General features: G+C 64.8%; 16 protein-coding genes and 1 pseudogene. 12 read left to right on the plus strand and 5 right to left on the minus strand.

The features are described 5' to 3' along the window. Positions 1–23 precede the first annotated feature (23 nt). The 9 genes from CFB89_RS30750 to CFB89_RS30790 all read left to right on the plus strand — a co-directional run bounded on the left by CFB89_RS30750 (position 24) and on the right by CFB89_RS30790 (position 11,079). Positions 24–2,414 (plus strand): TonB-dependent receptor, encoded by a 2,391-nt coding sequence (locus CFB89_RS30750; protein ID WP_089471244.1) that lies wholly within the window; start codon positions 24–26, stop codon positions 2,412–2,414. Further along, complete coding sequence (locus tag CFB89_RS30755) at positions 2,404–3,192, plus strand: energy transducer TonB (RefSeq protein WP_089471245.1); 789 nt, start codon at positions 2,404–2,406, stop codon at positions 3,190–3,192. The genes CFB89_RS30750 and CFB89_RS30755 overlap by 11 nt, the downstream gene beginning before the upstream one ends. 23 nt (positions 3,193–3,215) lie before the next feature. Then, the gene (locus CFB89_RS30760) at positions 3,216–3,956 is read left to right on the plus strand and encodes a MotA/TolQ/ExbB proton channel family protein (RefSeq protein ID WP_089471246.1); all 741 of its coding nucleotides are present in this window, start codon (positions 3,216–3,218) and stop codon (positions 3,954–3,956) included. Positions 3,957–3,967: 11 nt separating this feature from the next. Continuing rightward, positions 3,968–4,390, plus strand: a complete 423-nt coding sequence (locus tag CFB89_RS30765; protein WP_089471247.1) for a biopolymer transporter ExbD — start codon at positions 3,968–3,970, stop codon at positions 4,388–4,390. Beyond that, positions 4,390–6,198 carry an ABC transporter ATP-binding protein/permease gene (locus CFB89_RS30770; protein WP_256979837.1) on the plus strand — a complete coding sequence of 603 codons (1,809 nt, stop codon included), beginning with the start codon at positions 4,390–4,392 and terminating at the stop codon, positions 6,196–6,198. The genes CFB89_RS30765 and CFB89_RS30770 overlap by 1 nt, the downstream gene beginning before the upstream one ends. A 78-nt stretch (positions 6,199–6,276) precedes the next feature. Further along, the gene (gene trxA, locus CFB89_RS30775) at positions 6,277–7,497 is read left to right on the plus strand and encodes a thioredoxin (protein ID WP_089471249.1); all 1,221 of its coding nucleotides are present in this window, start codon (positions 6,277–6,279) and stop codon (positions 7,495–7,497) included. 224 nt (positions 7,498–7,721) lie between these two features. Next, the gene (locus CFB89_RS30780) at positions 7,722–9,080 is read left to right on the plus strand and encodes a TldD/PmbA family protein (RefSeq protein WP_089471250.1); all 1,359 of its coding nucleotides are present in this window, start codon (positions 7,722–7,724) and stop codon (positions 9,078–9,080) included. A 51-nt stretch (positions 9,081–9,131) separates the two neighbouring features. After that, positions 9,132–10,619: a metalloprotease TldD gene (gene tldD / locus CFB89_RS30785; RefSeq protein ID WP_089471251.1), complete on the plus strand. Its 1,488-nt coding sequence runs from the start codon at positions 9,132–9,134 to the stop codon at positions 10,617–10,619. A 7-nt stretch (positions 10,620–10,626) separates the two neighbouring features. Continuing rightward, on the plus strand, positions 10,627–11,079 hold the full coding sequence (locus CFB89_RS30790) for a Fis family transcriptional regulator (RefSeq protein WP_306427142.1): 453 nt from the start codon (positions 10,627–10,629) through the stop codon (positions 11,077–11,079). A gap of 77 nt (positions 11,080–11,156) precedes the next feature. Here CFB89_RS30790 and CFB89_RS30795 read toward each other — a convergent pair whose 3' ends face one another. Beyond that, complete coding sequence (locus CFB89_RS30795) at positions 11,157–11,708, minus strand: sigma-70 family RNA polymerase sigma factor (protein WP_089471253.1); 552 nt, start codon at positions 11,706–11,708, stop codon at positions 11,157–11,159. 580 nt (positions 11,709–12,288) lie between these two features. Between CFB89_RS30795 and CFB89_RS30800 the strand changes: the two are divergent. Next, positions 12,289–13,734 (plus strand): annotated as a pseudogene (locus CFB89_RS30800) (leucyl aminopeptidase); the annotation flags it as partial. 210 nt (positions 13,735–13,944) lie between these two features. On the opposite strand, the gene CFB89_RS30805 reads toward CFB89_RS30800, so the two are convergent. From CFB89_RS30805 to CFB89_RS30820, 4 genes are all read right to left on the minus strand, one after another. Next, positions 13,945–15,114: a helix-turn-helix domain-containing protein gene (locus CFB89_RS30805; protein WP_256979838.1), complete on the minus strand. Its 1,170-nt coding sequence runs from the start codon at positions 15,112–15,114 to the stop codon at positions 13,945–13,947. A gap of 170 nt (positions 15,115–15,284) precedes the next feature. Further along, entirely contained in the window at positions 15,285–16,412 is a 1,128-nt protein-coding gene (locus tag CFB89_RS30810) for an NAD(P)-dependent alcohol dehydrogenase (protein WP_089471256.1), read from the minus strand. 14 nt (positions 16,413–16,426) lie between these two features. Further along, the gene (locus tag CFB89_RS30815) at positions 16,427–17,896 is read right to left on the minus strand and encodes a benzaldehyde dehydrogenase (RefSeq protein WP_089471257.1); all 1,470 of its coding nucleotides are present in this window, start codon (positions 17,894–17,896) and stop codon (positions 16,427–16,429) included. A gap of 372 nt (positions 17,897–18,268) precedes the next feature. Next, the gene (locus tag CFB89_RS30820; protein WP_089471258.1) at positions 18,269–19,123 is read right to left on the minus strand and encodes an AraC family transcriptional regulator; all 855 of its coding nucleotides are present in this window, start codon (positions 19,121–19,123) and stop codon (positions 18,269–18,271) included. Between the two features lie 208 nt (positions 19,124–19,331). Here CFB89_RS30820 and CFB89_RS30825 point away from each other — a divergent pair, with 208 nt between their 5' ends. Both CFB89_RS30825 and CFB89_RS30830 read left to right on the plus strand, forming a co-directional pair. Further along, the gene (locus CFB89_RS30825; RefSeq protein WP_089471259.1) at positions 19,332–20,204 is read left to right on the plus strand and encodes a PhzF family phenazine biosynthesis protein; all 873 of its coding nucleotides are present in this window, start codon (positions 19,332–19,334) and stop codon (positions 20,202–20,204) included. Positions 20,205–20,207: 3 nt separating this feature from the next. Continuing rightward, a complete protein-coding gene (locus CFB89_RS30830) occupies positions 20,208–21,689 on the plus strand; it encodes a winged helix-turn-helix domain-containing protein (RefSeq protein ID WP_089471260.1) in 1,482 nt (493 codons plus the stop codon). Positions 21,690–22,224 lie beyond the last annotated feature (535 nt).

The raw sequence follows: 22,224 nt of genomic DNA on the forward strand, positions 1-22,224 counted from the left end.
TTCGACAAGGGAGCGGTTCAAACGTGAAGCTCAACATCAGAACACGCCGGGTTATCTCGAGCCAGGCATCAGGGGTTGCCATCGCGGTCGCCGTCGCACAGGTTTTCATCGCGGCGTCGGCGCATGCACAACAGGCGGCCCAGCAGTCGTGGCATCTCGCGAGCGGTCCGCTGGACCGTACGCTGGTCGAAATCGCGCAGAAGGCCAACGTGAGGTTGAGCTACGACGCGGGCCTCGTGCAATCGTTGAAGTCATCGCCCGTCGAGGGTAGCTACACCGCCGAGGCCGCGATTCGACAAGCGCTCCGAGGCACCGGCCTCGAACTCGTCGCGACGGGCAGCGGTGGTCTGACCATTCAGAAGGCGGTTGCGAAGCCTGCCGCGGCGGCGCCCGCTGCGGCGTCGGCGGCAGCGGCCTCCGTGGGGCCTGTCGATACCACGCTTCCGCTCATCAGCGTGGCGGCCAGCCGGGACTCCGGCGGTACCGGCTTCGTCGCGGAATCGTCGTCCACCTATGCGCGCTCGGACGTGCCGCTGAGCGAGACGCCGAAATCGGTCAGCGTCATCAATGCGGCGGTGATCCAGAGCCAGGCCGCTCAGTCGCTCTCCGATGTGCTGAGGAATGCTTCCGGTGTTGTGACGCGGCCGGGGCCGCTGGGCGTGCCGAGTTACACGATTCGCGGGTTCACGGCGCAGAACCTGACCTCGGACGGGCTCGCGACGGTGGGCTCGGCGCCCAACGTCACGCCGACGATCGCCATCTCGAGCGTTGAAGTGGTCAAGGGCCCGTCGGCGATCGTGAACGGCAACAGCCCGCCGGGGGGCGTCATCAATATCGTCAAGAAGACGCCTCAGGCTGATCCGTTTCACGAAATCCAGGTGGGCTACGGCTCCTACGGCAGCGAGCAGATCGCACTGGACAGCACGGGCGCCATCACCGCCGACAAGAAGCTCCGGTATCGCTTCATCATCTCGGGTGAACGGGTCGGCCAGAATTCGATGGGATATGACGGCGAAAGAAATTTCTACTTCGCACCGACCCTGCAATGGAAGGACTCGACCACGGATGTGACGGTCGGATATGAGCGCACGGTCAATCGCGAGCCGGTTCCGCCATTCACCGTCGGCTATGCCAAGGGCGACATCTATCGAAACTATATCGACAGGCCGCTTGGCACGCCGTCCGACCATTTCGGCGCGCAAACGGACAATATTTTCGTTCACCTCGAACAAAAGCTCGGCACGGCGCTGACCTTCGTGAGCAAGGGTTCCTATACGCGGACCCAACAAACGCAGCAAGCCTGGACAACGGCGACGCCGCTCTCGGCGACCAACGGCATGTTGTTCCACAACTTCGATTCGGTCTCGGATTTCTACAGTTGGAGCTTCCAGAATTACCTGCGAGCCAAGTTCAATATCGGCGCTGTGAAAAATACGGTGATTGCGGGCTGGGACGTTCTTCGCTACAGCCAGCATCAGTCTGACACCACGACATCGAAATTCATTTCCATTCCGAATGTCTTCGGCTCATTTGCGCTTCCGTCTCCCGACACCGGAAACGTGATGCCGAATAACACTACCTACTTCACTCAAACCGGTTTATATCTACAAGATCAGTTTTCCTATAAGAATTTCCATGCGCTCGCGTCCGTGCGCCGGGATACCTATCTGACACATGCGACCTACGCCGGTAACCCACCACCGGGAAGCCATCAGAACGCCTATAGCCCGAGCCTCGGCCTGCTCTACGAACTGACGTCCGAGGTTGCCGTCTACGCCAGCTACAACCGTGGCTTCCAGCCGGGCACGGCGCTTCGTTTCGGTGGCGGTGTGCTCCCACCGCAAATCAGCCAGCAAGTCGAAGTGGGCATGAAGTTCAACCTGCTGGACGACAAGCTGGCCATCACGACCTCGGCTTACCGCACCTCGTTCAGCAATTACAACGTTGCCGACCCGGCCCATCGCGGCTTCTCTCTTCCTGCCGGCGGCGCGGTGAGCCGCGGATTCGAAGCGGAGATCAGCGGCCAGCCGCTGCCTGGCGTCAACGTGGTGGGCAGCTACACCTACAACGACTTCGTGCAGCCCTCGACCACCACTCTGGCGGTGAACCTGCCCAAGAACAGCGCGAGCCTGTGGGCCACCTATAACTTTCGCTCTGAGAAGCTCCAGGGTTTTGGGGTCGGCGCCGGACTATTTTTTGCAAGCGGACAGTACATCGGCTCGGGCGGGCTGTATCGCATCCCCAGCCAGGTGGAGACGGATCTCGGCCTGTTCTATCGGAAGAAGGGCTACGGCCTGAATCTTTCGATCAAGAACGTATTCAATCGCAAGCTCTACTACAGCAGCACGACGTCCAGCATGATCCCGATGGGACCGGAGCGGACGGTCATGCTGACCGGAACCTATGACTTCTGATTCCTTGCCCGGCCGCCCCTGGGACGACGTCGCCGCGCGCGAGAACACGTCCCAGGTACTCCATGCGCGCACACGCCGCATCGCGTGTGCCGCAGGGGTACTTCTCGCGCATGCGCTGGGGCTGTACGTCGCGGTTCACCAAAGCGCGGTGACGCTCAGGCTCGAGGCGGGACGTCCCGCGGGCGGCACGGTGCAGGTGCAACTGGTCGCCGCGCCGGCGCCGCGGCCCGCGCCGACACCGCCTGCGCCGCCCAAGCCGCGCACCGAGCCGCCGAAACCGGTGGCGCCGGCGAAGCCGGAAAAGGCGCACGTGCTGGCGTCGCACGCGCCGAGCCCGCGCACGGTGGAAGCGGCACCCCAGGAGACGCCGAAACCCGCCCAGCCGCAGCCGGCCGCGCCGTCGCCCACGCCGCATCCCGCACCCGAAGCGGCGCCGGCGCAACCTGTCGCGCCCCCCGCGCCGGGGCCGAACCTGCTGGACGCGCCGAAGCAAATCAGCGCGGGTGAGTTGAAGCAGTTGGGATGCCAGATGCCGCGACCCGACTACCCGGCGAAAGCGCGACGGCTGCAGCAGGAAGGCACGGTGGTCGTGCATTTGAGCATCGGCACCGACGGCGCGGTGACGTACGCGCGCGTGGCGCAGAGCAGCGGTTCGCCGCTGCTCGACGCGGCCGCCGTCGCGGCGATCCGTGCCGGCCGCTGTCATCCGTACGAGACCGCGGGCATCGCGCGCTCGGTCGAAGCTTCCCAACCCATCGCATTCAACCTGAACGACTGAACCCGCACCAATCGGAGCAACACATGGAACAGTATGGCATCGCCAACGTCTGGCAACAGGGTGACTTCGTTACCCGCTTCATCTTCGTTTTCCTGATCGGCATGTCCGTCGTCTCCTGGTTCGTGATACTGACGAAAGGATTTTCCAATCGGCGTCTCGAATCGCTCGGCAAACGCGCGCAAACGGGTTTCTGGTCCAGTGCGTCGATCAGCGACGGCATCGCGGCGCTGGGCGAGCGCGGTGACAATCCTTATCGTGCGCTGGTGCTTGCCGGGCGCGAAGCGAATGAACAGCATGCGGGCAACGAACCGTCGATGCAGGGCAGCCTGAGCGCGAGCGAATGGGTGGCGCGCGGGTTGCGCAATGCGTTCGACGACGAAGTCGCGCGCCTGCAGAACGGCCTGGCCGTGCTGGGCTCGATCGGCAGCACCGCGCCGTTCGTGGGGCTGTTCGGCACCGTCTGGGGCATCTATCACGCACTCATGGCGATCGGCATGTCGGGGCAGGCCAGCCTCGATCACGTTGCCGGCCCGGTGGGCGAGTCGCTCGTGATGACGGCGATCGGGCTGTTCGTCGCGATTCCGGCGGTGCTCGGCTTCAACTACGTGAACCGCGGCAACAAGCGCGTGAGCCATCGGCTGAACCGTTTCGCGCACGAGCTGCACGTGTATTTCGTCACCGGCGCGAAGGCCCGTGCCGACGCCAGCCGGCCGGTCGGCGCACCGGCCGCGAGTAAGCGCGCGACGCCCAACCTGGCCGCCTGAAGGAGCCCGCCATGTCAATGATTACCGATGGCGGCGGCGACGAAGGCGTCATGAACGACATCAATATGACGCCGTTGATCGACGTCATGCTGGTGTTGCTGATCATCTTCATCGTGACGCTGCCCGTCATCAACAAGGCGGTGAAGGTCGATCTTCCGCAGGCTGCCGCGCAGCCGGCCGTCTCGAGAACGCAGGACATCGATCTGTCGATCACGGCGGACAAGACGGTGCTGTGGAACAAGCAGCCGGTCGACGCGGATGCGTTGAAGGCGCGCGTGGCCGAGGCCGCGGCGCAGGGCGAGCCGCCCGCGGTCAACATCAACGCGGATCAGCACGTCGAGTATGGCAAGGTCGCGACCATTCTCGCGGCGCTCCAGGGCGGTGGTCTCAACAAGATCAACTTCGTGATGCAACCGCCCGAGGCGCACCAATGATGGTGAACGGCGCTTTCCCCGTTGACCGCGCGGAAGATGCGCAGGCGCGCCGCCGTTTTCCGTCGGTGTGGCGCCTGCTGCTGCCTTACTGGCGTACGCGCGAAGGCGTTTTCTCGCTGATGTTGCTGCTTGTCGTGATCGGTTCGAGCTGGGCCGTGACGTACGTGATGCTGTGGAACAACAACTGGACCGGCACGTTCTACGATGCGATCGGCGCTTCCCGATTCAAGGTGTTGCCGGAGCTGCTCGTGCGTTTCCTGCTCGTGGCGATGGCCGGTGCGATCGTGCATATTACCGGGGTGGTGTTGCAGGAAATCGTGGAGATCCGCTGGCGCAGGTGGCTCACGACGTGGCTCGCCGAAAAATGGCTCGCGCGCAACAACTATTACCGGATCGAACGCGACCGCGAACTGGAGAACGTCGATCAGCGTATCGCGGAGGACGTGAAGCTGTTCGTCAACGACACGCTGCAGCTGAGTCTGGGGTTTCTTTCGGTACCGGTCAGCGTCGTATCGTTCAGCGTCGTGCTGTGGCGCATGGGCGGCCCGTTGCAGATGCATGTCGGCGGATCGTCGTACGTATTGCACGGTTATCTGGTGTTCGCCGCATTTGCCTACACCAGCGTTATTTTCGCGGCGACGCACTATCTGGGCCGCAGGCTCATCACGCTGACGGCGAAACAGCATCGTCTCGAGGGCGATTTTCGCGTGCTCATGGTGGGCGTGCGTGAATTCGCGGAACAGATCGCGTTTTTTCGAGGGCAAACGTCGGAGCATGGGCGTCTGCAGGCATCGTTTCGCTTCGTGGTATCGAATCTCTACGCGACGCTGTGGGTGAGGACGCGCCTCTCGTTCTTCACCAATATCATCGGTCAGTTCAGTTCGGTCGTTCCGATCATTCCGACCTTGCTGATGCTGCCGCAGCTGATGTCGGGCGGGTTGACGCTCGGCGGGCTGATGAAATCGAACAGCGCATTTAATTCCGTCACGGGGTCGCTGGCATTTTTTTGGCAAGCCTATCCGGGTTTTACGTCGTGGCGTGCGGAGGCCAACCGTTTGCGCGAATGCCTGCACGTGAGCGAGCATGAGCCGCGGCAGGAAATCGCGCTGGACGAAAGCCGCACTGGAGCGGTCGCCGCGAGCGGGCTCGTCTTGCGCGACGCGTCCGGCGACACGCTGTCGCGCGTGCCCGACTTCGTGCTCGAAGCCGGCCAGCGTTGCCTCGTACGCGGTCGCTCGGGGTGCGGGAAAAGCACGTTGCTGCGTGCACTGGCCGGCCTATGGCCCTACGGCGAAGGCACGATCGTGCGTCCGGCGGCCGGCACGTTCTTCTTGCCGCAACGCAGCTATATCCCGCCGGGCTCGCTGAAGGCGGCCGTGACTTATCCGCGCGACGCTTCGGCGTACTCGGACAGCGAATGCGAGGCACTGCTGCACGCGTGCGGATTGTCGGCCTATGCATCCCAACTCCATGTCGAGGACCGCTGGAGCATACGGCTGTCCGGCGGCGAGCAACAGCGCGTGGCATTTGCGCGCGTGCTGCTCGCCAAACCTTCCACGGTGTTCCTCGACGAATGCACGTCCGCACTCGATAGCCAGAGCGAGAAGGAACTTTACGGTTTGCTCATCGAGCGTCTGCCTCAGGCCACGGTCGTCAGCGTCGCGCATCGCAAGGAACTGCTGGCGTTTCACGACACGACGCTCGATTTCCCCGCGCCGGTGGCACCGGAAGCACGACAGGATGCGGCCGACGAAGCGGAGGGCGCACACGCCGGGAGTCGCGCATCCGTTGGAACGCAGCTGTGCTGAGCACCACGATCCCAACCGACGCCGTGCATTTGAACAATGTACGGCGCGCCAACAAATGAAACAGGACAAGGTCGATCCATGAGCAATCTGAAAGCAGTGACGCTGGAAACAATCGAAGCCGACGTGATCAACAACCCGCTTCCCGTATTGGTGGACTTCTGGGCGCCGTGGTGCGGTCCGTGCAAGGCGCTCGCGCCGACGCTGTCGAAATTGAGCGAGCAATTTCAGGACAACGTGGCGTTCGTGAAGATCGACGTGGACGAGAATGCCGGCGTTCGCGAACGATTCGGCGTTCGTGGTATTCCGACGCTGATCCTGCTGCGCGGCGGCAAGGAGCTCGGCCGTGTGGTCGGCAATCGCTCCGCCACGCAACTGGCCGGCTTCATCGACAACCACCTGGGCTCCGTGACGCCGTTGCCGACGGTGATCGCCGTTGTACCGAACGCGTTCGGCGGCAACGCGCAGCTCAAGGCGGAGCGCCTTGCCGCGCTGGGCGCGTGGCTGGACCGCAAGCGGGCCGCGCCTTCGGAAGCGATGTGGGATGGCGAAATCGGCAGCGCCATTCAGTTCGTCTGCAACACCGCGGACGTGGACGATTGCGCAAGAACGCTGGGTATTCCGGCCAACGTGCTGGCCGTGGTGGAATCGCTGTCGAGCTATCGCAGCACCCATCTGAACGGCGCGGAGTTCGTCGCGCACTGGCTGGATGCCGTGCCGGTCGGGGCGAATCTCTCGCGGCTGCCGCAAATGCTGGTCACCGATCTGCTGTCCGGCGGCGAGATGACCGAGTTGATCGGCGGCGATCCGACGTTGCTGTCGATTCGCGACCGGCTGACCGCGCAGCATGACCCCGCGCGGGCGGAAGGGCCGCTCGCCCCGGAACTGGCCGCAATCAGGCAGGCGCTCGCGAAGTCCGACACCGCGGCGGCCGGCGCCGCGCATGCGCTGGCGACACGGCTCCTCGTGTTGACCGCGCAGCCGCTCGGCGACGCCGCGATCGTCACCGATTTCATATTCGGCCTTGCGGGCGCGCATTGGGAATTGTTGCGCGCGGCCTGCAACTGGACGTCCGACGACGACCGGCGCTTCATGCAACTCGCGGACGAAACGTCGAAGCGCGCGGTGGAGCGCGGCGAAGAAGCTTCGCATGGCGAGAAGACCCTCGAGCGGATCGAGTTGGTGGATTCCTCACTCATCGCGCGGTTTCGATCCCACTACGGCGATGGCACGCGGGCCATGAAAAAGGTCGGCATTAGCATCGGCGATCGTTTGATCGCGATAACGAAGCGCTGCACGTAAATCTTCTGAGAAAAAGCGCGCGTCGAACGTAAATTCCGGATACGCCGGCGTGCGCGCAAAACGATTCCACGAATCCGCGAGACGGCGATTTCTTTCGTAAAAAAATTTCGATCGCGATCGATAGACTGTTTCCAATGTGCTCCCCCTCGATATGACGCGAAAACGTCTCGGCAGATGAGCGGGCTCAGCGGGTACACGGCATTCCAACACTCGGAGTAATTTCCATGCAAGACGGCGGTACGCAGTGGCGCGACGTGAAATCCAGCCTGGAGGCAGCGGCCGAATGTGCACTCGATCTCGCACGACGCGCAGGGGCCGACGGCGTTCGTGTGGAGATCGATCATGTCGAATCGCGGACAGCGACCGTGCGCAACCGGATGCCGACCGAGCGGAGCCTTCGGCTGTCTTCATCGGTCTCGCTCGTGGTCTATCGCAATGGCCGACGCGGCGCGACGACCTCGTCCGATTTGTCCGCCGACGGCCTCGCGGGTGCGGTGGCGGCCGCCATCGACATCGCGTCCGTCACGGACGTCGATGCTGCCGCCGGCCTGGCTCGGGCGGACTTGCTCGCCAAGGACTTCATCGATCTGGATTTGTATCATCCGCTCGATCTGTCGCTCGATGACATGCTCGACGACGCCCGTCGCGCGGAAGAGGCCGCATTTTCCACGAGCCCCGCCATCGTGACGACCAACGGCGCCAGCGTCGGGACTTCCGCGGGGCTGTCGCTGCTCGCGACCAGCGAAGGGTTCGGGCACAGCGTGCCGTGGTCCACGCATTTTTTGTCGTGCATGCCTGTCGCGGCAGGCACCGGCGAGAAACAGATGGGATTCTGGAGCGATGGCGCGCGCGCCTATGCTGATCTCGACGCCCCCGCACGGATCGGCGCGCAAGCCGCGACGCGCGCGCTCGCGCTGCTGGGCGGCACGCAGGTTGAAACGCAGCGTTGCTCCGTGTTGTTCGAGCCGATGGCCGCGATGTCGCTGCTCGGCGAGTTCGTCAACGCGGCGTCGGGCGATGCGCTCTATCGGACGGGCTCATACCTGACCCACCGTCTCGACACTCGCGTCTTTGCCGATCACATTCAGGTCTACGAAGATCCGTTCGTCCCGAGAGGCTTGGCGAGCCGCTGTTTCGACGCCGACGGCGTGGCCGTGTCCCGGCGATCGATTGTCGACGCAGGTGTGTTGCGCGGCTATTTTCTTGGCTTGTATGCGGCCCGGCGTCTCGGCATGGCGCCGACCGGTAACGGCTGGGGCCCGCACAACCTCGAAGTGCGCAGCGAGAAAACTGGCCACGCGGACGGGATCGACGCGATGCTGAAAAGGCTCGATCGCGGCTTGTTCGTCACCGAGATGGCAGGCGGTGGCGTGAATCGATTGACCGGCGATTTCTCGCGTGCCGCGAAAGGGTTCTGGGTGGAGAACGGCCAGATCCGTTTTCCGGTCACCGGCATCACGATCGCGTCGAATCTGGACGCGATGTTTTCCGGCCTGCTCGCCGTGGGCGCCGACACCGTGACCAGAGGAAGCTTCCGCACGGGTTCGTGGCTGATCGATGAAATGAGAATTGGCGGCAGCTGACGCGCCCGGCGTGCGCGGCCAACCTTTCCTGTCACATACCGGTACGACACCATGCTGGACACGAACGAAACCCTGACCCACACCCGCGGCCCCTCGCTCGACGACATGCGTCGCGCGGCGTATGCCGGGCTGCTGGACAAACACGGCATCGACGAAACGCACCTGTTCGCCGCGCTGAACAGCGCGCTCGGCCAGTCCGGCGACTTCGCCGACATCTATCTGAAGGCGTCGATCGCCGAATCGTGGTCGCTCGAAGGCGGCGCCGTGCGGGGCGGCGCCTGGCTATGCGATTCGGGATTCGGCATTCGCGTGCTGAACGGCGAGGAGACGACGTTCGCGAGTTCGCAACGAATCGGGGCCGACGCGTTGCGCACGATCGCGCGGCAGATTCGTTCGGGACCGGAGGCAATCGCCCGCGCAACGCCTCGCGGCGAACCAGCCGGCTCGGCGGCGGCGCGATCGATCTATGCCCCGCGAGCCTCGCTCGGCACGATCGGCGCGGAGCGCAAACTCGCGCTGCTCAAGCGCGTCGACGAACTGGCGCGATCGAAGGATCGGCGCGTGGTCGAGGTCAACGCCATGCTCGCCGCGACGCACGAGACGGTGTGGATCGCGCGTTGCGACGGGCTCAGTGTCGGCGACGTGCGACCCATGCTGCGGTTGGCGATCAACGTACGGGTCAAATCGGGCGACCGGGTCGAAAGCGCAAGCGGGGGGATCGGCGGTCGCTACGGGATCGCTTCCTGGTCTGACGACGACCTCCGCACGCTGGTGTACGACCGCGTCGAAGCCGCGCTGACGAAACTGGATGCACGGCCCGCGCCGGCGGGAACGATGACGGTCGTCGTCGGGCCGGGCTGGAATGGCGTGTTGTTGCACGAAGCCGTGGGTCATGGTCTCGAGGCCGACGGCATACGGCGCAAGACGTCGGTGTTCGCGGGCCGCATCGGTGAGCGAGTGGCGGCGCGCAACGTCACCATCGTCGACGACGGCACGCTCGAAGGCCGCCGTGGTTCGCTCAATGTCGACGACGAGGGCTGTCCGACGCAACGCACGGTGTTGATCGAGGACGGCGTGTTGCGCGGCTGCATGCAGGACTCGCTCAACGCGCGCCTAATGAACATGCGGCCGACCGGCAATGGCCGCCGTGAGAGCTATGCGGTGTTGCCGATGCCTCGCATGACCAACACGTTCATGCTCAACGGCGATCGCGAGCACGACGAGATCATTGCGTCGGTGAAGCGCGGGATCTATGTAGCCGGGCTCGAAGGCGGCCAGGTCGACATCACGAGCGGGCAGTTCGTGTTCGAGGCATCGGAAGCGTTCCTGATCGAAAACGGCAGGCTCTGCGCGCCCGTGAAAGGCGCGACGATCACCGGCAACGGGCTGGAAACGATCCAGAAAATCAGCATGGTCGGCAACAACCTCGAGCTCGACACCGGCCGCGCCGTGTGCGGCAAGGCCGGCCAGTCGGTGCCGGTGAGCGTGGGGCAGCCTACCGTTCGCGTGGACGACATGACGGTGGGCGGCACGGCATGACGAATGCGTGCGGACGGATGGCGAGCCGACGATGAGAGGGTGGGCACAGCGTCTCGACCAGTCGAGAGTGCGGTCGCGGGCGGACAAGACGGAGCTTCTGCCTTTACCGAAGGCCATTCGCGATGCGCTTGCCCTGGAGTATCACCTTCAGCTCGAAGCGCTGCGCGCCGGCGCCGGCTCGCTGACCGCGCTGCGCATCCTGTTGCGCGTGGCGATGGCCGCCACGATGCTGCGCGAACTCGGCTACGGCGGGCAACACCTGCATGCGTCCGACGAATACGAGCGCATCGCCGGCAATGCCTATGAATCGGGAGAGGAAGGCCGCTACGGATTCGACCAGGCCGCCTTTCGCGCCTTCGCGGCGCTCGTGACGGATCACGACTCGCAACTCGAGACAGCGCCCGTCCGGGTGATCGACATCGTCGCACGGCAACTGGAGCGACCCGGTGCGGCGCAGTGAGAGACGCACGTCCGTGACGACGAACGGCAGGGGAGAATGTCAGCCGGCAGCGGAGCGCCGACGCGGGCGCAGCCGGCTCATGCCATCAGATAGCACTGCGTCAGCGCCTGCGCGATATATTTGCGCACCATGCTCACCGACACGCCGAGCTGCTCGGCGATTTCAGCGTGCGTGAGGCCGTCTATCTGACTCATCACGAAAGCGCTTTTCGTATTGGGTGACAGGCCGTTCAACGCCTGATCCACGAGCAAGAGCGCCTGCGTCACTTCCGCCATGCTTTCCGCCGACGGCGTGACGGCTTCTTCCCGATGGACGAGCGTTTCGAGGTACGCGCGTTCCAGGTCGCGGCGGCGCCACATCTCGTAGGTGAGACGCTGGGCGATGACCGTGAGAAAGGCCCGTGCATCGCGCACGGCTGTCAGGTCCTGCACATCCGCCAGTTCTGCAAACGATGACGACGCGAGATCCTCCGCGTCGGCCGGCGAGCCGACGCGCCTTTGCAGTTTCGACTTCAGCCATGCATAGCTCGCGCGGAATTCACTGGTCAGCCATGCCGCACGCGAGCGCGTGCGTTCGTCGTCGACGTCGCTTCTCGTGGGGGAGCCACTGATCGGTGAGCTGTAATTCATATGAAACGGATTCCTGGACCCGTGGCGTCAAGGCACGCAAGCGTGCACGAAAACAGCACATGAGAAGCGCACATTATTTGCGCCGCCACGCCTCTGGAAGTGACAACGCCTCTGCGCAGCGCCCAGGCTTGAGTATGCCATTACAAAAACCGCCGGAGTCAAAGTGGTTTGAAACCAACGCAATATTTTGTGCCGTCGCTTCGCCGTCGAAAAATCACGCTGCCATCGGCCGATAAGTCTGACGAATCCGTGAACGATACGGATACCGCATCGTCGACAAACCAAGGGATCGTGGAATCGTGGTGAGGCGACGATCGGAATGAGGACGGCGAATTCCCGACATCGCAACCTGCGCTGAAAAGGTATTCCGCCGAGCGCCGCCGCCGCGGAAAAACGTCCCTCATTTCGGCCGACCGGCGATTTAATTTGCAAAAGTCGTTTACGTCGTGACGCGTACGATTTCGGCAGTGTCGCGGCAGGGCCGGGAACCGCCTGCCGTGACGTTTCCCCCTTACTCCCGCGTTGTGCTCGATCCATGAATTTTCTGCTCTGCACGCCTGCCGAAGGCTACGCCTCCGATGCCGATTGCCTCGTGATCGGTTTGTTCGAAAACCAGAAACCGTCTGCGACGTGGGCGATGCCCGATCGCGCGGTCGCGGCACGCATCGACCGTTTGTGGAAGGCAGGCGATATCGATGGAAAGGTCGGTTCGACATGCTGGTTGCACGAAGTGCAACACATGGGCGCGTCGCGCATCTTGCTGGTCGGGCTCGGCACGTCGGAGGCGCTCGACCGTCGACGCTATGGGCAGGCACTGCGTGCTGCCTGGCGCGCCGTACTCGCCACCCGGCTCACGAAGGCGAATATCGCGCTGACACTCGCGCCGGTGATCGACCTCGACGCAGCCGCCCGCGTGCGCGCTGCCGTGCTTGAATTGCGCGAGGAGCGTTATCGCTTCGTCGACATGAAAAGCGAGAAAGACGATGTTCCTTGCTCATTGACCGCAGCGGTGTTCGCAGTCGAAGCCGATGCGATGAAAGCCGCGAAGCGAGTCATCCGGCGCGCCGTGGCACTGGCAAACGGCATCGATCTCGCGCGCGATCTCGGCAATATGCCCGGCAACGTTTGCACGCCCGCATGGCTTGGGAATACGGCAAGGAAGATCGCCCGCGACTGGGACATGAAGGTGGACGTGTTCGGACCGCAACGTATCACCGCGTTGAAAATGGGCGCATTCCTGAGCGTCGCGCGCGGCTCGGCACAACCGGCGCAACTGATCGTCCTCCAGTATCGCGGCGCCGGCCCGCGCACGGCGCCCGTCGTGCTGGTCGGCAAAGGCATCACGTTCGATTCGGGCGGGATTTCGCTCAAGCCTGCCGAAGCCATGGACGAGATGAAATACGACATGTGCGGGGCGGCCGCGGTGCTGGGTGCGATGCAGGCCGTCGCCGAGATGGGGCTGCGGCTGAATGTCGTCGCGATCATTCCGGCTTGCGAGAACATGCCCGGCGGCGATGCGAACAAGCCGGGCGACATCGTCACGAGCATGAAGGGCCTCACGATCGAGGTGCTCAACACCGACGCGGAGGGGCGACTCATTCTGTGCGATGCCCTCACGTATGCGGAGCGCTTCCGGCCCGCCGCCGTGATCGACGTGGCCACGCTCACGGGAGCGTGCGTCGTCGCGCTCGGCCATCATCGCAGCGGCCTGTTCGCCAATGACGATGCACTTGCCGACGCGTTGCTGCATGCGTCTGAAGCCGCGTCGGACGCGATATGGCGTCTGCCCGTCGACGACGCGTACGGCGAGCAACTGAAATCGAATTTCGCCGATCTGGCGAATATCGGCGGCCGCGCGGCGGGCAGTATTACGGCAGCCTGTTTTCTGTCACGCTTCGCGCAGGCATATCCGTGGGCGCATCTCGACATCGCAGGCACCGCGTGGCGAAGCGGCGCGACGAAAGGCGCGACCGGCCGGCCGGTCGCATTGCTCGTGGAGTATCTCGCGAGTCGCGTGCAAGCGTGAATTCGCACGCCGCGCGCCGGCCGGCTCGAGTCCGGCGCGGTGCTCGACGGTGAAACGGCGCGCGCCCCTGCGAATGACTGGCTGCGACTATACGAGACCAAGAGGACGAGACCCAAACATGTATTGGCCTGTGGGGGGCGGCGCAAACCTGTTATCAGCGTGAACAAGCCCCAAGCGCCATGGCCACGCAGCCTGCTTCACCCCGCATCGTCAATGCGACCCGTCGTGTCGGATCCCCGCCGCATCGCGCTGCCGAAGTTTCGCGTACAGCGTCGTGCGTGAAATGCCCAGTTGCCGCGCGGCCGCCGACACGTTGCCGTCGTGCTCGTCGAGCGCGCGCCGGATCGCATCGAGCGACTGTTCGTGCAGGCTGGCGTTGGCGTGCGGGCGGACGGCCGGCGCCGCGGTGCACACGTCCTCCGCGTCGACGAGCACGTCGGCGTGGCGCGTTGCGCTCGCGCGATCGAGCGGTGCACGCACGGTGCGAACCCATACGTGGCTACCATCGTCGCGAGCGATCCGTTGCGGCGTGCGTGCCGGTGTCAGCAAACGGCGCTGCTGCGCGGGCGTGGCGCCGGGCAACAGCTGCCGGAGATCGTGCGGCGCCACCGGCCCGGCAGGCGCGAGGTCAAGCATCTGGCGTGCCAGGCGGCTCACCGCGCGCACGCGGCCCGCTTCGTCGAGCGCAATGACGCCGGCGAGCGGCGTGCCGAGCCAGCGCGGATCGAATTGCACCTGCAACAGATGGCAGTCGCGCAGCATCGCATAGAGCCGCTGCTCGGCGGATAGCGACGCATGCCGGAGCGGCTCGCGCAGTTGCGCGACGTTGCGCCGGCCGATGCCGGTGATATCGAGCGCGCCGATCACTTCGCCGTCGAAGCCGACCAGCGGCACCGCGAGACAGAACACCCGCGAGAACGCGTCGAGATAGTGCTGCGCGCCCGCGACGATGGCCTCGGCGCCGTCGTGAATCACACAGCTCGGCGCGGTCGTGCCGATGTTCGGTTCGACGATCCGGCGCCCGGCGACGATCGGCGTCAGCAGCGCGTCGTCGCATTGCGGGCTGCGCCGCGCATGGACGACCGTGCCTTGCGGATTGACGCACATGATCGTCCATTCGCTGCCGCCGAATGCGGCCCACAGCGGCTCGATTTCCTGCGCGACGCAGCGATGGAGCCGGCGGTCCGCGCGCGATTCGTCGTGCTCGCGCTGCATTTCATAGCGGGCGGTTTGCCACGGCCGGAGCCCGGCGTCGCGCGAGCGCAGCCACGAGCGCGCGACGCTGGCGGGCAATGCCGTTTCCGGCAGCGGTTCGCCGGCGGCGAAGCGGGCGCGGAGCCGGTTCAGGTCGACCGGCCGTGCAGGGGATTCGGGGGCCATGTTCACGCTGCGCTCCATGTGGGTCGAAGGTCCGGACGCGCGTGCCGCGCCGGCGTGTCGAGCGAATGCGTAATATAGCCCGGTGCCCGGAATGCGGCATTTTTCTTCCCGACCGGGCGTCGTCGCGTGCTGCCGCGAGGGGCGGCGGCACGCACGGGGCCCGCGCGCGCTCAATGCGGCAGCCGCAGGATGGGCTTCAGCGTGATCCCCTTGCTGCTGTCTTCCGCCGCCTGGTTGATCTGGTCGAGCGGATAGAACTTCACCAGCCGGTCGAACGGAAACCGCCCTTGCAGATACAACTGCACGAGCTGCGGAATGAACGTCTGCGGCACGCTGTCGCCTTCGACGATGCCGCGGATCGTATGGCCGCCGAGCAGCAGGCTGTTCACGTCGAATTCGGCTTTCGTGCCGAGCTTCGGCGCGCCGACCACGCCCATCGTGCCTCGCGAGCCGAGCACGTCGATCCCTTGCGACAGCACCGCCGGCAGCCCGGTCGATTCGAGCGCGTAGTCGACGCCGCCGCCGGTGATTTCGCGGATCGCGTCGACCACGTCGATTTCCTTGCTGTTGATCGCGTGCGTCGCGCCGAGTTCGAGCGCCAGCGCGAGCCGCGACGGCACGATGTCGACCGCGATGATCGTCGTCGCGCCGGCGATGCGCGCGGCCATCACGGCACTCATCCCGACCGCGCCCGCACCGAAGCTCGCGAAGCTGCTGCCCGGGCGCACCGCGAGCGAGTTGATCACCGCGCCCGCGCCGGTCTGGATTCCGCAGCCGAGCGGGCCGAGCAGCTCGAGCGGCGCTTCCTTCGGCACCTTGATCGCGTTGTTCTCGCGTGCGAGCGCGTAGCTCGCGAACGACGACTGCGTGAAGAAGTGATCGTGCAGCGGTTGATCGGCTTCGTCGCGGATGGCCGTCTGCCCGTCGGCGTCGGCGCCGCCGAAATTCAGCGCGAAGAACTGCCGGCAATACGCGCCGTGGCCGCCGACGCACGACGCGCAATGGCCGCACGCGCCATAGGTCAGCACGACGTGATCGCCGGCGGCGAGCGTCTTCACGTTCGGGCCGACCGCCTCCACCACGCCGGCGCCTTCGTGACCGAGCACGGCCGGCAGCGGCACAGGATAGTACTGGTCGCGCACGATCAGGTCGGTATGGCACAGGCCGGTCGCGACGACGCGCACGAGCACCTCGTCGCCGCGCGGCGCGCGGATGCGGGCCGGTTCAATCGAGAAGGGCGCGCCGGCGGCGCGCGCGACGGCCGCGGTGACGGCGCGTGCATCGTTTTCGGTGTACATGGTCGGTCTCCTCGTCAAATCGGATACAGCGGCGCTTCGCCCTTGATCGTCAGCCACTGCCACTGCGTGAATTCCTCCCAGTTTGCCGCACCGCCGATGCTCGTGCCGTTGCCCGATGCGCCGACGCCGCCGAACGGGTTGATCACTTCGTCGTTGACCGTCTGGTCGTTGATGTGCAGCAGCCCCGTGTTCAGCCGCTCGCCGATCCTCAGCGCGCGGCCGACGTCCGCCGACAGGATCGCCATCGACAGCCCGTATTCGGTGCGGTTCGCGAGCGCGATCGCGTCTTCGTCGGTATCGAACGGCACGACGATCGCGACCGGCCCGAAAATCTCCTCGTCGAACGCCGGATTGCCCGGCGCGACGCCGCTCAGCACGGTCGGCTCGAAGAACAGGCCGCGATGATTGCCGCCCGTCTCGACGCGGGCGCCCGCGCGGCGGGCCGCGTCGACCACGCTCGCCGCATGGTCGCGTTGCGCGGCGTTGATCAGCGGGCCGAGGCCGACGTCGCCGGTGGCCGGGTCGCCGACGCGCAGGCTCTGGGCCTTCTCGACGAGCTTCGCGACGAAGCGGTCGTGAATCGTGCGTTGCACGAGCACGCGGCCGGTCGCCATGCAGATCTGGCCTTGGTGCAGATACGCGCCCCATGCGGTGTTCGCGACCGCGCGGTCGAGGTCGGCATCGTCGAGCACGATCAGCGAATTCTTGCCGCCGAGTTCGAGCGATATCTTCTTCAGGTGGCGGCCGGCCGCTTCGCCGACCTTGCGCCCGGCCGCGGTGGAGCCGGTGAACTGGATCATCGCGACGTGCGGATCGGCGACCAGCGCCGCGCCGGCCGCGCCGTCGCCCGGCAGCACGTGCAACACGCCTTCGGGCAAGCCGGCGAGCTCGAACACCCGGGCGATCGCGACGCCGCCGCACACGGCGGTGCGCGGATCGGGTTTCAGCACGACCGCGTTGCCGAGCGCGAGCGCCGGCGCGACCGCGCGTATCGCGAGGTACAGCGGGAAATTGAACGGCGAGATCACGCCGACCACGCCGCGCGGGCGGCGGCGCGCGAGCGACAACCGGCCGGCCGCCGACGGCAGCACTTCGCCGGCCGCGCGCGACGGCAGGCCGGCCGCTTCGTGCAGCGCCTTGATCGTGACCGACGTTTCGAACGCGGCCTTCGCGCGCGTCGAGCCGCTTTCGCGCACAAGCCAGTCGACGATCGAATCGAAGTGCGTTTCGGCGACGGCCGCCGCGCGGCGCAGGACCGCCGCGCGCGCGTCGTAGGGCAGGGCAAACCAGGCGGGCTGGGTGCGGTGTGCGGTGGCCGAGGCTTCGGCGATGGCGGCGCCGTCGGCAAGACCGATGCGGCCGAGCGTGTGGCCGGTCGCCGGTTCGATCACGTCGGCCAAGTGCGGGCTCGCGTGCCAGCGGCCGGTGAAGATCTTGCCGCGCCAGATGTCGGTGTCGAACAGTACGGGGTGGATGCTATCCATGTGCGCTCCTGGGAAATTCGGATCGGCCGGATCGTTGCTTGGGCGTCGACCGGCATGCGCGCGAAGGTAGGCGAGAGCGGTGAAAGGGGGGTATCCGGGTTTTTTCCCATCCGTCGCGCCCGCATGGACTGGCGGGGGAAGGCGATTCGGTGTGCGGAAATTGAACAGTCGCTGGGTGGACGTGTGCCGCACGCGGTGTGACGACACTGCAGATATCGTCGGTGCGGCATTGGCCGTTCACCGTCACAGTCTGGCGCTGTCGCCGGTAAACCGCCGGCAGCAAGCTTGTCGCGAGCGGTCAGGTGCGGCAGGATTTACCGGATGAGTGGTTCGAATCCGATGGGGCCGACAGAAGTCAGAAGTGACGAGACGTCAGTTGCATCGAGTACGGGATGCCTTCAGCTCGCGGGGCGAAGGCAGACCGAACTTGTTGAAGAGCCTTGCCAGATAGGACGGTGATTCGATCCCGACGCTCAGGGCTGCCGACAGCACGGTCGTGCCGGGAACATTCAAGAGCGAACGCGCGCGCATGACACGTTGCCGGAGCTGATAATCGGTGAGGCTTTCGCCGGTCTCCTCGCGGAAGATCCGGGTGAGATGACGTCGCGATATCGCGAATTCCGAAGCGATTGTCTCGATATCGATCCGCTCCGCCAGCCTGACGTCGAGATACGCCTTGATTTCATTGACCCGTTGCTCGCGCGAAGCCTTCGGATTCGCATCGCTCGGTGCGGCGCCGAGCATCGCCGCCACGCACGCCGACGCAATCAGCCGATCGACCAGATCGTTTTGATACCGCGACATATCGTGCGCTTCCCCCGTTTTGTCGTCCGCGTCGAACTGTGTTTGCAAACGCAGCGCCCCGAGCAGCGCAGGCGGCGGCACGCAGTAGCGCGGGGCATCGCCCCCGGCGATCCGGACGTTGGATTTGCGCGCACAAAACGAAACGAAGTCGCGCTCCGCGTAGACCGCCGTATGACAGTGCTCGCCGGGATTGCTCGCCGTGTCGTGAAAAATCCCGGCAGGAACCATCGCAAGCACGCCGGCGCTGATGCGCTGCGCATGCTTGGAACGCTCGGAAGTCAGCGTCAGCGTGCCTTGACTCGGCAGCAGGAACATGAACTCTTCGTGCTCGTGCCACGACGTCACGTAATCGGCCATCGTGATGCGACGGGTCGCAGCCACGCGGTCGGCGGGAATGTGCGATTTAGACGTCTGATAAAACATGGCGATTACCTGCGACTGGGGGCTTCATAAGGAATGGGCAACGCGCTGACGCCCACCGCCATGGCCCGATAGTGAGCATGTTCCGGCCCAAATGGAAGCGAAGAAACAACGCGGATCGTGCATGCTGCGAGGGACGACGGACTGGCCTTCGCGCCAGCTTCACAAAAGGCCGCACACCGATAGGCGGGGTTAATCAGGGAGCAAGCGAATGAGCATCGTACAACGTGTGCGGTTTGTACGGGTATTTTCCACCACCGACGACGGCGGCAATCCGGCCCCGATTGTGCTCGACGCGAACGGCTGGTCCGACGCGCAGATGAAAGAGGTGGCCCGCGCGTATGGTCTCGAAAGCGGGTTTGTGATGCGCGCCGTCGATCCGCGCCATGATTTCCGCTTCCGCTTTTTCGTGCCCAACCACGAGATGGAGATGTGCGGACACGCGACGCTGGGCGCATTGTGGCTGCTGCGTCACACAGGCGTATGGCACACGAACACGGCGCTGATTGAAACGCTGAGCGGCAGCGTCGAAGCGCGGTACGACGCGTCCGACGCACGGATCGAAGTCAGCCAGCCCGCGGGACGCGTCGAGCCGGTTGTCGACGCGGCGCTCATTGCCAGGACACGCGACGTGTTGAACCTCGATGCGGACGATCTGCTGCCGCTCGGCATCGTCAACGCAACGACGAGCCGCCCGAAAACGCTGGTGCCGATCCGCACGACCTCACGGCTGAATGCGATCACGCCGAAACTCGATCAGATCGAAGCCTTATGCGACGCGCTGTCGTCGACCGGCCTGTATCCGTTTTCGCTCGATGCCAATGCCCCGCACGTGTTCGACGCACGGCAGTTCCCGCGCGCGTCCGGCTATCCGGAAGACGCGGCCACCGGCATCGCCGCGGCAGCGCTCCTGTACGGCGCGCATCGCCATGGGCTCGTCACCCGAGGAGGGCGCGGCATCGTCGTGCGTCAGGGCGTGGCGATGGGCCGTCCATCCGCGATCACGGTGAACTTTCGCGATCCGGCCGATGAAAGCAGAGGGTGCTGGCTCAGTGGCCCGGTTTGTCTGATGGACGGGGCCTGAGCCATGTTGGCAGGCACACTCGAAGTCGATTTGTCGACGCGCTCGTTACGACGTGACGGGAAGGCTATCCATGTCGGTTCGCGTGCCTTCGACGTGCTCGCGGTACTGTTGTCGGCGGAGGGACGTCTCGTAACGAAAGACGAGTTGATGGCCGCGGTCTGGCTCGGCACGGTAGTTGAAGAAAACAATCTGCAGGTGCACATTTCCGCGTTGCGCAAATTGTTCGGATCGCAACGCGACCTGATTGTGACCGTACCCGGTCGCGGTTACCAACTGACGCAGAGATCCGCCCCGAGCGCGAATTCGACGCCGGCTACACCGGTCAGGCAGGGCGACAGCGATATCCCGCGACGGCACGGACAGCTCATTGGGCGCGATAGCCTGGTCTCCAATATCGCGGCAACACTGGACACGACGCATATATTGACACTGGTGGGCGCCGGTGGCGTCGGGAAAACGAGCGCGGCAATTGAAGTGGCTCATGCGGCGGCCAGCGGCCGTTTTGATATCACACGTTTCGTCGCGCTTTCCGATGCGGCGTCCCCGGAAGCGGTTCTGCAGAAAATCGCGACGGCATTCGGCCTGTCGATACGGTGCGACAGGCCGGCCGTCGACGCGCTGGTCGCAGCTTTGCCGCGAGACCGCACGCTGCTGGTGCTGGACAACGCCGAGCACGTCGTCGATGCAGTCGCTCGACTGGTCGATTCAGTTTGCATGCGGCTGGGCAACGTGCGGGTACTCGTCACGAGCCGCGAGCGGTTGAGGGTGTCCGGTGAGACGGTCTTCCACGTGCGCCCGCTCCAGGTGCCACGCCCGGAGTCATCCATCGCGGAACTGCTGGATTGCGAGGCAGTGCAAATGTTCTTGCAGCGCGCGAAACAGTCAGGTTGCGACCTCGATACTTTAAGAAAAAGCGCTCGTCTCGTCGGGGACATCTGTCGTCGCCTCGACGGTAATCCACTCGCGATCGAAATGGCGGTCGGGCGTATCGGTGCCTTGGGCGTTCGAGGTGTTCACGGATTTCTCGACGATCGCTTCCAGTTGCTGACGCGGGGATACAGGACGGCGCTTGCGCACCACCAGACGTTACAGGCCAGCTTCGATTGGAGCTTTGCGTCGCTGAGCCCGTCGAGTCAGAAGCTATTGGGTCACGTGGCGGCATTCCAGACTGCTTTTACGTTCGAGGCATTGCGCGCGCTGGTATGTGATGCGAGGTATACGCTGTCCGACGTTGCCAGCGACATCGCCGAACTGACCGAGAAGTCGCTCGTGAGCGTCGAGCCGGGCAACGGCGAACATCGATTTTTCCTTTCCGAATCCGCTCGAGCATACGCGTTGCAAAAGCGTCGTATCGGAGGAAAGGACATTCGAATGCTCGCGCACTATGCCGGGTACCACTTCGGTGCTTGTGAGGAGGCGCCGACCATGGAAACGGGATCGCTCAACGAGAAAGTGGAAGAGCGGGAGCTGGCCTACGGCATCTGAGCATGTACGGAAATCGCGGCCCGGACCCGCTAACGCAGCCTGAACGAATGGCGGCGCGCGGTGGTCCCACCCCAAAGCTGATCGACCGAAACGCGTCGGGCCGTTTCGAAACAATCCCTCCCGTGGCGACCTTCCGTCTACTCAGGCACGAATCCGCAGAAGACGGCACCGGGTGATAGCTGTCCTTCCTGCTCGGAATAGTTTGAAGCGCGGCGCGTCGAGCGTCATGGGGCATCGTCGGGCTCTGGCCCGATAGTGGCCGTCAGCTTCTGACGGCCGACGCATATCGGTGACGAACGCCGATATCCGCCCACGCGCTTCCAGCCGGTCATTCGCGAAAACCGATGCCGAAACCGAAGGCCGGATGGCCGGCCCACGGTTTTTCCCGTCAGGAAAACCCTGATCGACTCGGCAGGCCGCCGGTTTCAGCCGGCTTTTCCCGTGCCGAAACCACTCGTGCCGCTTCCCCGCCCAAGCGATATGGCGTACCCGCGCGACCCCGCTCCATCAAGCCTTTAGGCCCGCATATCTAGCT

Source organism: Burkholderia sp. AU16741 (assembly GCF_002223345.1).
GTDB classification, from domain to species: Bacteria; Pseudomonadota; Gammaproteobacteria; order Burkholderiales; family Burkholderiaceae; genus Burkholderia; species Burkholderia sola.